This window comes from Arthrobacter sp. BG3 (assembly GCF_056680185.1).
The window spans coordinates 3,247,142-3,260,305 of record NZ_CM155270.1 but is presented as its reverse complement, the minus strand read 5'-3'; the positions used below and the strand labels follow the sequence as shown (position 1 = coordinate 3,260,305).

Here is a 13,164-nt window from a genome sequence, read left to right as displayed (position 1 = left end):
CGGAACTACTTGGTCAGGCTCGGTGCGAGTTTCGAGGCGAAGCCCGGCAGCCATTCCCGCAGGCCGGGGCCAAGGTCGTCACTGTCGCAGGCGAGCTGAACACAGGCCTTGAGATAGCTGAGCTTGTCGCCGGTATCGTAGCGGCGGCCGCGGAAGACCACGCCGTACACGCCGTAGCCTTCAGCGTCACCGGAGGCGAGTTCCTGCAGCGCGTCAGTGAGCTGGATTTCGCCGCCCCGGCCGGGCTCGGTGTGTTCCAGCACCTCGAAGACCGCCGGGTGCAGCACGTAACGGCCAATAATGGCGAGGTTGGACGGGGCATCTTTGACGTCCGGCTTCTCGACCAGGTGCTTGATGCGGACGTACTCTTCGCCGCCGATCGCTTCGATGTCGGCGCAGCCGTAGGCACTGATCTCGGAGGGTTCGACCTCAATCAGGGCAATCACCGATCCGCCGGTCTTTGCCTGGACCTCGATCATGGTGCTGAGCAGTTCATCGCGTGCGTCGATCAGGTCATCGCCGAGCAGGACTGCAAACGGCTCGTAGCCGACGTGCTGCTTGGCGCGGAGGACGGCGTGGCCCAGGCCCATCGGATCGCCCTGGCGCACGTAGTGGATGTCACCCAGATTGCTGGCGTCCTGGATGGACTTGAGTTTGGCAGTGTCGCCTTTGGCCGCAAGGGTGGCTTCCAGGGTGGGGACGCGGTCGAAGTGGTCCTCGAGCGCGCGCTTGCTGCGTCCGGTGATCATCAGGATGTCGTTCAGTCCGACTTTGACGGCTTCCTCCACGACATACTGGATGGCCGGTTTGTCAACGACGGGCAGCATTTCCTTGGGCATGGCCTTCGTGGCGGGAAGGAACCTGGTTCCGAGGCCGGCTGCGGGAATGACGGCCTTGCGGACGGGAGCGTTGGGTGTAGTCACTCGACTAATCTAACGGAGGGACCAAGCATTGGGTAATCATTCGGGCTGCCAGGAACCGCTGCTTCCCGGGCCCGCATGATACGGAGGGACGGGGCATCATGGCATCGAAGGAAGAGATCCGGGCCAGCCATCGGGCGCGGCGTGCCGCATTGACGCCGGCCGCGCTGCGAATCGCCGGGGCGGGCATCGCACGGCACGGACTCGCGTGGGCAACGGAGCTGACCCGCGGCACCCCCGGCACGTTCGCCGCCTATCTTGGCGTGGGTTCCGAGCCGCCCACCCTGGACCTGCTGGCGGCGCTGCGCGGGGCCGGGCACCGGCTCCTGCTGCCGGTCTGCGAACCCGGGCTGGCGCTGAGCTGGGTGTACTGGACGCCGGACTCCGAATTCGTCCGGAGCCGCTACGCGCCGATCCTGGAGCCCGCCGGGGAACGCCACGACACGGCCGTCATGCGGCACGCCGACGGCATCATCCTGCCGGCCACCGCCGTCGACTTTTCCGGCAACCGGATCGGCCAGGGCGGCGGCTACTACGACAAGTTCCTGGCCGCCCTGGCCGCCGTCGTCCCGGCCGGGACGCCAGCGTCCGACGGCGGGCCGTTGCCGTCACTGCCGAGCGCCGCCGTCGTGTACGACACCGAGGTGCTGCCGGCCGGGAGCATCCCGGCAGAGTCCTTCGACCGGAAGGTGGCGGCCGCATTGACACCGGCCGGTCTGCTCCCACTGCAGCGATAGGGCTAAAGGGGTGCCCGGCCGGGGTGATAGAATTAGCACTCAGGCCCTGCGACTGCTAAGGGACGGATTCCGCTGATCACCAGATCGGCGGAGATCCTGACCGCACAGCACGGGACCTGCTCGTTTGTCCCAGAGGAGGATTTCCAGTGCCCACGTATGCATACGCCTGCAAGGACTGCAGCCACGCCTTCGAGATCGTGCAGTCGTTCACCGACAGCTCCCTCACGTCCTGCCCGGAGTGCCAGGGGACCCTGCGCAAGAAGTTCAACAGCGTCGGTGTTGTCTTCAAGGGTTCCGGCTTCTACCGGACTGACTCCCGCGACGCCAAGGGCAGCACTGTCTCCCCGGCCCCGGCTCCCGCGCCGGCAGCAACTCCGGCTCCCGCCGCCGCTTCCGCAAGCTAGGAACCGCCTGCGGGTCCGCGCCCGGCGCCGCTATCAACTGCGTGCCACTGCGTGCGGGTCCGCGCCCCGACCCGTGCCCTGCTCCCTGCCGCCTGCCGCTGCCTGTGCAAGCTGCTGCCTCTCCGGGCAGATTTTTCCACATAGCCGCAATCGCACCTGCCCGGTATCCGCGCCGGTGCGTAGCGTCGGGCTATGGCCACTCTCGCACCGTTCGCCCCGCCCGTCGGCACCATCCCCGCGGCATCCCGGCCTGTCTTTTTTCGCGGCCCTTTGCGCCCTTCAACGGTCCTCAGAATCGGCCGTTCCGCCAGGCGCCGCGCGCGACGAGGGCCGGCCTCCGGAAGCCCTCCATACGGAGCAGGACCCGCTGGCCGGCCGTCCCGTCAACTGGTCCGGTGGCTGAACCGGCACCGGCGGCTGGCGGTGGCACTGCTGCTGTGCATCGCTGCCGGTCTCACGGTGCAGCAGCTGACCCCGGCCCCGGCCGACACGGTGGCGGCCTACGCTGCGGCCCGGGACCTTCCAGCCGGGAAAACACTCGTCCCGGATGACCTGACGGTTCTGAGCGTGCCCCGCGACCTGGCACCAGCGGGCAGCTATGGCGGCACCGTTTCCCTGCAGGGCCAGCAGTTGGCCGTGGCACTCCGCAAGGGCCAGCTGCTTTCGGACTCCCAGCTCCTGGGGCCCGGGCTGCTGGCGGGAAGCCCACCGGGATCAGCCGCCGTGCCGCTGCGGATGGCAGATCCCGCCTCAATCCAGCTGCTATCCCCCGGACAGCTCGTGAACGTGGTGATGACCAACGGCAACGGTTTTGACCAACCGGCGGCATCCCAGGTGCTCGCCGCCGCGGTGCCGGTGCTGTGGACGTCCGGGCACGGCGGCGGGGCCGGCCCATGGCTGGCCTCCGGGGAAACCGAGGGCCTCCTGGTCGTGGCTGCCGATGCCGAGCAGGCGCACCGTCTCGCCGGTGCTTCCACCCAGGGAAAGCTGTTCTTCGTTCTGGTGGGGGCCGCCCCTGGCTAGGCTGCTGCCCGGCGTGACCGCCGGAACCCGCTCCGAAGCGGCGCCGTATCACCCTGGCCCGCGGCAGGCCGACTTTAGCCCCAGTGCGGGGGCTTCTGCTCCTCAAGCCAGGAGTCATGGTCGTAGCCGCCCGGCTCATCGCCCCAGCGCCGCGGATCGTCTTCAGCTGCCTTGTTCGGCAGCACTCCGGCCGGGTCCGGGGCGGGTACCGCCGGTGCGCCGCCCCTGGCGTCCTCCCGGGAGCCGTCGTTCTGGACCCCGCCGCTGTTCTGGATTCCGGCGCCGTTCTGCACGTCGTCGTCGTTCCGGGTATCACCGTCAGCATTCATGCCGCCGGCCTCCTTACTGCCCTGATCTGTTCTGTCCTGTTGCGCGCTGTCCGGCTGTCCGGAAACGGTCCGCCCCTCAAAGGCCTGCGCTTCGTTGACGGCCAGGTTTTCAACGTCGTCGTCGAAGAATCCCGGCGACACCGGCTGCCGGTGCGTCACGGCCGGCTTTTCCAGCCCAAGGTAACCCCCGATGCGGTCGGCGCAGGCCGAAGGATCGGTGAAGACCTCTATGGTCCATAGTGGCATGTAGCGCCAGCCCAGTCGCTCCAGGAGTTGCGGGCGGAGCCTGCTGCGTTCACGGACGGTCAGCCTGCGGTACTGCTCGGTGCCGTCGGACTCAATCGCCACCGGCCGGGGAATCTCGGCGTCGTCCTGCCCGAGGGTGCTCAGCGGGTCGGCCGCGGCCACCATGTTCAGGGCGCCGTCGTACTGGTGCCAGACCCGGGCGCCCCTTGCCCGCAGCCGGTCGCCGAGGTCCGCGACGAGCGGGTCGGCTCCCAGCGCCTGTTCGCTGGCGGCCGCCCGCGAAGCCGGGCTGCCGAGATCGGAGTTGCCCGCGATTTCCCGGTCCAGCAGCTCGTAGAAGTCCACCGCGCCGTGGCTCAGCCGGGTCACGTCGAGGTCCTCGGGACGGAAGCAGCTCAGCACGTGCAGCGACCGGCGCGCCCTCGTCATGGCAAGGGCAAACTTGGCCCGTCCGCCATCGGCGGACAGCGGACCCAGATTGTGCAGCGCACGGCCGTGCGGGGTGCGTCCGTAGCCCGGTGAGAAGATCACATGATCGCGGACCAAACCCTGGGCTCGTTCCAGGTCCACCACCCGGAAGGATTCGTCCCCGGCGGTGAAGAAGCTCGCCAGCAGCGGATAGTTGGGCAGCTGCAGCCGGATGGACTCGCCGATCCGGGCTGCGTGCCGGAGGCTCCCGGTCACCACGGCCAGGGACGTCCGCGGCCGGAGCCGTGCGTGTTCGAAGACAAGCTCCACCGCCCGGTTCACCTCGGCGACCACGGATTCGACACCGTCCTGGTCGGCGCTGGGGAGTCCGGTGCCGTCCGGCAGGTACTCCACCGTCAAGGCACGGTCCAGCCCGGTAGCGGACTGGCCCTCCGGCAGCCGGCGCAGTCCGCCGTCGTAGAAGCTCCTGCTCAGCTGCCGCACGAGGTCTTCGTCAACGGCGCGGTAGATGGTCTTCAGGCTCCAGACGGGCAGCACCGCGGCCAGCGCGTTGTATGCGCTCTCCACACCCTGGTGGGAGCTCTCGCCGGCGGCAAGCCGCTCCACACTGACCGTGAAGGTCCGCGGGCTGGCGATCCGGTCGTCACCGAAGGCAATGACCTGCCGGGCGCGGGCCATGGCCGGCAGGACAGCCTGCAGCGAAGTCGCCTCGGCGTCGAGGATGACAACGGCGTCGAACCGCTGCTCCACCGGCAGGACCGCGGTCAGGAGATAGGGGCTGACCGACCATACCGGCACCAGCATCGGCAGCAGTTCCGCGGCCTGGCCGGTCAGGGCCGCCAGCGTGACACGACCGTCCTTGAGCAGGCTGCGCAGCAGTTCCGTCTGGCGCGGGTGTTCCGCGAGAGCCGCCCGCCAGCGTTCGGCAAGGTTCCAGCGCAGCCGGGCGGCACCGCTGGCGATGTGGGCGTTGTCCGCGAGGCGGTACTCGGCTTCGAGCTGGCGCAGGGCGTCGCCGTCGGACATGGCCAGGTAATCGTCGCCGCTGATCATGGCTTCCAGCGCCGACTGCCACCAGGCGAGCTCGAGCTCCGTAGCCACAGATTCGGCCGGGACCTCGCGCTCGGCGAGATCGGCGAGGAGTTCACCGAGGCCATGCTCGCGCATGTTTTCCACCAGGAGCGTGCGCTCCGGCAGGGTCTCCAGCGTGCCGGTGTCGGCAACCAGCCGTTCCAGCCGCTCCATGAGTTCTTCGTAGGGTGTGCCGTGCAGGTCTCCGCCTGCCGCGGTGTGCCTGACGGCCTGGCCCAGCTCGGCAAGCTCCGCTTCCAGTTCGCGGTACAGGGAAATGATTTCCCCGAGGCCGGACGGGACGGCCGGATGGCGCTGCGTCGTGGCGTAGTCGGCCCACGCGGCCCGCTGCTCCTGGACGAGGACCAGGGAGCTGTGCAGGTCGGCGATGTGGACGCCCGGGCGGACGTATTCCTTCGCCACCCGGCGCAGGCGGGACCGCTGCATGGACGGCATCTCGATGCTCCGTTCCCGGCGCCAGGAGGAGGCCGCGGTGGCGGAGATGAGGTCGTGGACCGGACGGTCAAAAATGTCCGGGGTGAATTTGTCGAGGCTTTCGCGCACTGCAACCAGCAGTTCAACCTGGTCGCCCCACTCGGCGAAGGTGCGGCCCAGACGGATCTCTGCGTGTTCGGCAACGCCGTTCATCCGGTCGCGCAGTTCCGGCAGCTTCCCGGCCACGGAGCTGGCGACCTGCTGGGCCTCCTGGGTCTCCTTGCGGGTCAGCAGGCGGGCGCCGTGCCAGGGGCTCGTCGTCGAGGCCCGGCTGAAGCTTCCCAGCTCGGCTGCCCGGCGGAGCCGGCCAGCCAGCTCCTCGCGGTCCCGGATGCTGTCCAGCACGCTGCGCTTGAGCCGCACGGTGGTCGCCGGTGCAGGCTGGAGGGCGGTCAGCCCGGCCAGCGACTGCATGGCCTCATACGGCGAGCAGCCCCAGCGTTGGCGGACGTTGTGCAGTGAGGCGACGTGGTCCCGGAGGGCGTGGCGGTGCTCGATCAGTGTAGTGTGCAGGTTGCTCAGCTGGGGTTCGAGGGATTTCTCGTTGCGCACGATGGCCCGGACCAGCTGGCCCTTGAGCTGCAGTGGAGTGGCGTTGCCGGCGAGCTGGAACAGGGTGGAGTCCAGCCCGAGGGTGTCCAGCTGAGCGGAGATCTCACCCAGGCTGGCCCGACGGTCCCCCACGACCAGGACGGTTTTGCCCTGGTCGACGAGGGCGCCGATGGTGTTGACGGCGGTCTGCGTCTGGCCGGTGCCCGGCGGGCTGCTGACCACGAGCGAGTCCCCGGCGCGGACGGCGTCGACGACGTACTGCTGGTCGGTGTCGGCGTCGAGCAGCAGCAGTTCGTCGGCGGGATCCCGCTCGTCGGTGCTCGGGAAGCGCCCGGGCTTGAGCTCGGGAATCTCCACCGCCCCGCCGTCGGCGGCACGCGCCAGCGCGGCCACGACGGGATGGTTTTCGTTGATCCACGGATCCTCGAGGCTCCCGGACAGGTCGGCGAAGGTGGAGACAAGGAGGTTGTGCTCCACCTCGGCGCCGTGGATCGGCTGGATGAGCGTGCCCAGGCGGTCGAGGACCGGCTGCGGATCGAACCGGGCGGTGCTGTACGCCATGCGGGTGACGGCGTTGACGTCGAAGACGATCCCGTGGACGGTCTTCAGGTGCCGGATCAGGGCAGGGTTGATTTTGGCCTGTTCGGTCAGCTGCAGTTCGTAGTCGTCCTCGCCGGGGCGGACCGTGAGCGAGATGGCCGTCAGCATGACGGGGGCCGAGACGCGCTGGGGCTTGCCTCCGACGGCGGAGGTCCAGACGACGGTGCCCGCCGAGAAGTAACCGGCATCGATGCCGCGGTCGTTGGTGAGTTCGAAGATCTTGGACCGCAGGTTGCGGGAGGCCCGGGCGGCGACGACGTACTGCTGGTGGTCACGGATCAGGGTGGAGAGCCGGGTGCGCCGGCCGGCCATCAACTGCGCCAGGCCCGAGGGATGGGCATGCGTCAGATCGATGGAGCCCTCAGGCGTTTTGGTAAAGCGCAGCATGGTGTCTGCTCCGGTGACGGGCTTGAGCCCCGACAGCCATTTCCTGAGCTCCTCGGAGCCCTCGGGGTGGCCTTGACCAACTGACACTGCTGCCTTCTTTTCTGTGCTCGCGTTTACTTTGCTCACGTTATCCGTGCTCGCGCGGGACGTCCTGGACCATACGGGCATACTTTCGAGCGTAGCCCGAATCCAGGCCCGGTGAGGCTCCGCAACACTGGCGGGGCCCAAATTCAACGGGAATTAACAGGATCGCCGTCCCCGGCCCGGCGGGCTGTCCGAATCCCTGCCGGGAAGACCCGGGAAGACGCAAAATGGCCGGCCCCCACAGGAGGCCGGCCATTTCCCTGCCTGTTACCAGGCTACTCCCACTCGATGGTTCCCGGCGGTTTGCTGGTCACGTCGAGCACCACGCGGTTCACACCGTCCACCTCGTTGGTGATGCGGTTGGAGATCCTGGCCAGCAGGTCGTAGGGCAGCCGGGACCAGTCCGCGGTCATGGCGTCTTCGGACGATACGGGGCGCAGCACGATCGGGTGGCCGTAGGTGCGGCCGTCGCCCTGGACACCGACGCTGCGGACATCGGCCAGCAGGACCACCGGCATCTGCCAGACCTCGTTGTCCAGTCCGGCAGCGGTCAGTTCCGCCCGCGCAATGGCGTCTGCCTTGCGCAGCAGGTCCAGCCGCTCCTTGGTGACTTCTCCGACGATCCGGATGCCGAGGCCCGGTCCGGGGAACGGCTGGCGTCCGACGATTTCCTGCGGCAGGCCAAGCTGGGCGCCGACGGCGCGTACCTCGTCCTTGAACAGGGCGCGCAGCGGTTCGACGAGTTCGAACTGCAGGTCCTCCGGCAGGCCCCCCACGTTGTGGTGGCTCTTGATGTTCGCGGCACCTTCGCCGCCGCCGGATTCCACGACGTCCGGGTACAGGGTCCCCTGCACCAGGAACTTGATCTTTTCGCCGTGCGCGGCTGCCTCGGCAATGATCGCCAGTTCGGCTTCCTCGAAGGCGCGGATGAATTCGCGGCCGATGATCTTGCGTTTGGTCTCCGGGTCGCTGACGCCGGCCAGTGCCGACTGGAAGCGCTCCTGCTCGTTGGCGACGTAGAGCTTGACGCCGGTGGCGGCCACGAAGTCGCGTTCGACCTGTTCGGCTTCGCCCTCGCGCAGCAGTCCGTGGTCCACGAAGACACAGGTCAGCTGGTCGCCGACGGCACGCTGGACCAGGGCGGCGGCCACGGCGGAGTCAACGCCGCCGGACAGGCCGCAAATGACCCGGGCCTCGCCGATCTGTGCGCGGATCCGGTCGACCTGCTCCTCGAGGATGTTCCCCGCGGTCCAGTTCGCTTCCAGCCCGGCGCCCTTGAACAGGAAGTTCTCCAGCACCTGCTGGCCATAGGCCGAGTGCTTCACCTCCGGGTGCCACTGCACGCCGTAAAGGCGCTTCCCCTCGTTGGCGAAGGCGGCGACCTCGGCTCCGGCGGTCGTCGCGAGGACCTCAAAGCCTTCCGGGGCCTCGTGCACCGAGTCGCCGTGGCTCATCCAGGTGCTCTGGTGCTGCGGCATTCCATCCAGGATGGAGCGGCCTTCGCCGAGGGTCGTGGTCTCGGTGGCTCCGTACTCGCGGAGGCCGGTCTGGGCCACCTTGCCGCCGAGGGCGTTGGCCATCGCCTGGAAGCCGTAGCAGATGCCGAAGACCGGCACGCCGGCGTCGAACAGCTCCGCGCCAACGCTGGGTGCACCTTCGGCGTAGACGCTCGAGGGGCCGCCGGAGAGGATGATCGCGGCAGGGTTCTTGGCCAGCAGTTGCTCGGTGCTGTAGGTATGCGGAACCACTTCCGAATACACATTCGCTTCCCGGACGCGGCGGGCGATCAGCTGCGCGTACTGGGCACCGTAGTCAACAACCAGCACGGGCTTGTGGGACGTCTGGGATGCAGAGGGAGTAGTCACCGTCCTAGCCTACTTTGCGGGGCCGTCCGCCCGCACATTGAGAAGACCGCCCGAGGCCCGAAACGGCCGCCGGGTAAGCGAACTCACATGGGAGGGCCCCACGTCGGCCAGCGGCACGCCGCGGGGCCGGCGGAAAGCTGTCCGGGGCAGGCTCAGTAGCGCTGCGGGGCCTGCGGGTTGGCGGCCAGCTCGGCCTCCACCTCGGCATGGAACTTCTTCTCCACGAAGAAGGACAGGAACGGCACCACGCCGCCGAGCGCCAGGATGACCATCTTCGAGAACGGCCAGCGCATCAGCGACCACAGGCGGAAGTTGGACATGAGGTACACGACGTACATCCAGCCGTGCACGATCAGCACCGCGATGGAGAGGTTCACGCCGCCGATGACCCCCGGCGGCTCGGCGTCGGCGAATCCGAAGCCGAACGGCTCCCCGGTGACGGCGTTGGTTCCGCCGGCGAAGAGGTACTGGCCGAAGGCGTACCGGGCGATCAGTTCGGCGCAGAGCAGGAGCAGCATGGAGCCGGTCAGGTACGCCAGGACCTTGTAGAACTTCAACGCCGACCGGATCTGGGCCTCGGTTCCGCCGAAGCGGCGCTTCTTGCCGCGCGCGCTTCCCGTGGCGTTGGACTGCTGCGGCTGGACGGCCGGCTGGGGCTCGATCATGATTGCACTTTCGGTTCGGAGGGGTGCGGTTCGTTGGGGTCAGGTTCCGGGAGGTGCCGGGCCGCGGCTTCCTCCTCCTCGTCGAGGGCGTCCTCGAGACCGCGGCGGTAGTCGTCCTTGACCAGGCGCCACCAGATGAACAGGGCGAAGCCGGCGAACACGACCCACTCCGCGGCGTAGAAGAGGTTCAGCCAGTTGACCTTCCCGGCAGGCGGTTGCGGCCCGACGTTCAGCGGCTTGAGCGCTCCGCCGGACCCGGCCGCACTGACATCGCTGCCGCCGGAGGTCTCGGAGCCCGCGGCAACGAAGCCCGGATAGCTGCTGACTTCCCAGATGTTGATGAGTTCCGCGATGGAGACGGCGCTGGCCCGGCCGGGGCCGGCGTCGGTCCCGGGCAGCGGGGCTTCGGACGGCAGCAGCCGCCCGGTCAGTTCAATGGTTCCCGACGGCGGCGCGCCGGCATCCGCGGGGTCCGCAACCCAGCCGCGGGCGACCGGGATCCAGGTCTGCGGCGAGGCGCCGGCCCCGGTCAGGACGGGGGCATCCTTCACAGCCAATGCCGAAACGACCCAGAATCCCTTGGCACCGTCGTTCAGGCGGCCCGGCACCAGGACCTGCTTCTGCGGGTCGTAGCTGCCGGTGGCGGTGACGATCTGGTCAGCAACGGATCCGGGGAAGAAATCTCCGGGCCGGAGCACCGTGGTGAGCGGTTTGGGCTCCTCGGTGGTGGTGGAGACCGTCACTTCTGGCTGGGTCGAGCGGCCGAACTGCCACTGGCTGAGCAGCACAAACACCCCTGAAATGACGATCGCGAACACCAGTCCGGCGATCCAGCGGGGTTTGAGGGCAGTTTTCAGCACCCCTTAACCGTACTTCGTCGGCCCGTAGAACAACGAAACGGAGAGCGGGACCAGGGCCAGCCCGCGAGATTGGGCAGCATGGTCGCCGCGTGGCGACGGAGTCGACACGGAAAAGCGCGCCCCGCTTTTCAGTGGTCGAAAAAGACCAGGCTGGAATTGATGAGTTCGGCAATCACTTCGGGGTCGTAGGCGCGGCGGAGAGATTCGCGGAAGGCTTCCTTGGACAGCGACCGGGCAATGGTCGCCAGCACTTCGAGGTGCTCGGAGAAGGAGCTTGCCGGGGTCGCGATCAGGAGGACCACGGTGGCGGGCCCGTCGGCAGCACCGAAATCCAGGGCCTTGCCGTATTTCGTGATGCCGACGGCGATGGAGGTCCGGGACACGAACTCGCTGCGGGCATGGGGCAGGCCGATGCCGCCGGGCAGGCCGGTGGCCATCTGGTGTTCCCGGGCGTTGACGTGCTTGAGGAAGCCCTCAAGGTCCGAGATGCGCCCGGCGGCGTGCATCCGTTCCGCCAGCTGGCTGGCAGCGTCGAACTTGTCGGTGGCGTCCATCTCGAGGATCACCATTTCGGGGGTGGTGAGCTCGGCGTCATACCGGTCCAATGGTTCCGCCAAGAGTAATCCCTTCAAAATGGCGTGAGTCCGCCGGCAGGCTCGGGTCGAGGCTGCCGGCGGACGCTGCCGGTCAACGCAGCGGAACGATGTCCTCGACGCCCAGTCGTGCTGCGTCAGCGGATTCGTCGTCCGGCTGCTCCTGGCTGAGCCGTTCAGCGTCGACCCTTGCCAGGTAATGCTTGATCTCGCCCTCACGCTGCGCATCGCTCCAGCCGAGGACATCTCCCATCAGTTTAGCTACTACCGGCGCGGCGGACACACCGCGGTCCCAGGCCTCGATGGAAATCCGGGTCCGGCGGGTCAGCACGTCCTGCACGTGGCGCGCGCCCTCGTGGGTGGCGGCGTAGACGGCTTCGGCAGCAAGGTAGTCGTCCGCGCCGGGCAGCGGCTCGGCCAGTTCCGGGTTCCCGGCTATGAGAGCCAGCACCTCCGGGGCCATCGAACCGTACCTGTTGAGCAGGTGTTCGATCCGGGCGACGTGGACGCCGGTCTCCTCGGCCATCCGGTTCCGCTTGTTCCAGGCGGCCTTGAATCCGCTGGCGCCCAGGAGGGGGATGGACTCCGTGCAGCTGGGCGGGACGCGTTCGTCCATGCTGCGGGTTGCCTCGTCCACCGCGTCCTTGGCCATGACGCGGTAGGTGGTCCATTTGCCGCCGGCCACCACGACGAGTCCGGGGACCGGGTGCGCCACAACGTGCTCGCGGGAAAGTTTTGCGGTGGAGTCGTTTTCCCCGGCCAGCAGTGGGCGCAGCCCGGCGTAGACGCCCTCGACGTCCTCACGGGTCAGCGGGCGTTTCAGGACCTTGTTCACATGCTCGAGAAGGTAGTCGATGTCCTTGCTCGACGCGGCGGGATGGGCCTTGTCGAGGTGCCAGTCGGTGTCGGTGGTGCCGATGATCCAGTGCCGGCCCCAGGGGATGACAAAAAGAACGGACTTTTCGGTCCGCAGGATCAGCCCCACAGTCGACTGGAACCGGTCCCGCGGCACCACGAGGTGGATGCCCTTGGAGGCACGGACCTTCAGCTGGCCCCGGTCGGTGACCATGGCCTGGGTCTCATCGGTCCAGACCCCGGTGGCGTTGATGACCTGCTTCGCCCTGATGTTGAAGCTGGAACCGTCCTCGTGGTTGACCACCTTGGCACCCACGACGCGTTCGCCCTCCCGCAGGAAGTCGACCACGGACATCTGGTTCACCGCGTGGGCACCGTAGTACGCCGCCGTGCGGATCAGGTTGGCGCAGTACTTGGCGTCGTCGACCTGGCCGTCGTAGTACCGGATGGAACCGACGAAGGCGTCGTCCTTAAGGCTCGGCGCGGCCCGAAGGGTCCCCCGGCGGCTCAGGTGCTTGTGGAACGGCACGCCCCGGCGCTGACCGGTGGAAATGGACATGGCGTCGTACAGGGCAATGCCGGCGCCCACGTAGGGCCGTTCGAAGAAGGGCTTGGTGAGCGGGTACAGGAAGGGAACCGGCCGGGCGAGGTGCGGGGCGAGCGTCGAGAGGATCAGCCCGCGCTCGTGCAGCGCCTCCTTGACCAGGCCAAAGTCGAGCATCTCCAAATAGCGCAGGCCGCCGTGGATGAGCTTCGAGGAGCGCGAGGAGGTGCCAGCAGCCCAGTCGTTGGCCTCGACAATGCCGACGCTCAGGCCGCGCGTGACGGCGTCCAGGGCGGCGCCGGTGCCGACGATCCCTCCGCCGACAATCAGAATGTCGAGTTCCTTGCCCGGGCTGCTGGTGCCCCTGAGCACCGCCAGTGAAGCTTCGCGTTCCGCAGGCCCAAGGGCACCGCCGGCCTTGGGAGAACCGCCGGGAAAACTGTTCATGTCACGCCTCCATCAGCATCATCGCTCGTAGTGCACCACACTACTTCCAACTCCCCCG

The 13,164-nt window shown here is 68.1% G+C and carries 10 protein-coding genes; 3 read left to right on the top strand and 7 right to left on the bottom strand.

What is annotated here, in order from left to right:
- Positions 1–5: 5 nt before the first annotated feature.
- On the bottom strand, positions 6–923 hold the full coding sequence (gene galU, locus AC1MFL_RS14670) for a UTP--glucose-1-phosphate uridylyltransferase GalU (RefSeq protein ID WP_479810607.1): 918 nt from the start codon (positions 921–923) through the stop codon (positions 6–8).
- 98 nt (positions 924–1,021) lie between these two features.
- On the opposite strand from galU, the gene AC1MFL_RS14665 reads away from it, so the two are divergent.
- From AC1MFL_RS14665 to AC1MFL_RS14655, 3 genes are all read left to right on the top strand, one after another.
- Complete coding sequence (locus tag AC1MFL_RS14665; protein WP_479810605.1) at positions 1,022–1,657, top strand: 5-formyltetrahydrofolate cyclo-ligase; 636 nt, start codon at positions 1,022–1,024, stop codon at positions 1,655–1,657.
- Between the two features lie 146 nt (positions 1,658–1,803).
- The gene (locus tag AC1MFL_RS14660) at positions 1,804–2,061 is read left to right on the top strand and encodes an FmdB family zinc ribbon protein (RefSeq protein ID WP_144671157.1); all 258 of its coding nucleotides are present in this window, start codon (positions 1,804–1,806) and stop codon (positions 2,059–2,061) included.
- A gap of 423 nt (positions 2,062–2,484) precedes the next feature.
- Positions 2,485–3,084 (top strand): RcpC/CpaB family pilus assembly protein, encoded by a 600-nt coding sequence (locus AC1MFL_RS14655; protein ID WP_479810603.1) that lies wholly within the window; start codon positions 2,485–2,487, stop codon positions 3,082–3,084.
- A gap of 74 nt (positions 3,085–3,158) precedes the next feature.
- Here AC1MFL_RS14655 and AC1MFL_RS14650 read toward each other — a convergent pair whose 3' ends face one another.
- The 6 genes from AC1MFL_RS14650 to AC1MFL_RS14625 all read right to left on the bottom strand — a co-directional run bounded on the left by AC1MFL_RS14650 (position 3,159) and on the right by AC1MFL_RS14625 (position 13,106).
- On the bottom strand, positions 3,159–7,280 hold the full coding sequence (locus AC1MFL_RS14650; protein ID WP_479810601.1) for an AAA family ATPase: 4,122 nt from the start codon (positions 7,278–7,280) through the stop codon (positions 3,159–3,161).
- Positions 7,281–7,552: 272 nt separating this feature from the next.
- A complete protein-coding gene (gene guaA / locus AC1MFL_RS14645) occupies positions 7,553–9,142 on the bottom strand; it encodes a glutamine-hydrolyzing GMP synthase (protein ID WP_479810599.1) in 1,590 nt (529 codons plus the stop codon).
- A gap of 152 nt (positions 9,143–9,294) precedes the next feature.
- The gene (locus AC1MFL_RS14640; RefSeq protein ID WP_479810597.1) at positions 9,295–9,807 is read right to left on the bottom strand and encodes a DUF3817 domain-containing protein; all 513 of its coding nucleotides are present in this window, start codon (positions 9,805–9,807) and stop codon (positions 9,295–9,297) included.
- Positions 9,804–10,667 (bottom strand): SURF1 family protein, encoded by an 864-nt coding sequence (locus AC1MFL_RS14635; RefSeq protein ID WP_479810595.1) that lies wholly within the window; start codon positions 10,665–10,667, stop codon positions 9,804–9,806. The genes AC1MFL_RS14640 and AC1MFL_RS14635 overlap by 4 nt, the downstream gene beginning before the upstream one ends.
- Before the next feature lie 128 nt (positions 10,668–10,795).
- Positions 10,796–11,284 (bottom strand): PTS sugar transporter subunit IIA, encoded by a 489-nt coding sequence (locus AC1MFL_RS14630; protein WP_301224966.1) that lies wholly within the window; start codon positions 11,282–11,284, stop codon positions 10,796–10,798.
- Between the two features lie 70 nt (positions 11,285–11,354).
- Positions 11,355–13,106: a glycerol-3-phosphate dehydrogenase/oxidase gene (locus AC1MFL_RS14625; protein WP_479810593.1), complete on the bottom strand. Its 1,752-nt coding sequence runs from the start codon at positions 13,104–13,106 to the stop codon at positions 11,355–11,357.
- Positions 13,107–13,164: the final 58 nt, after the last annotated feature.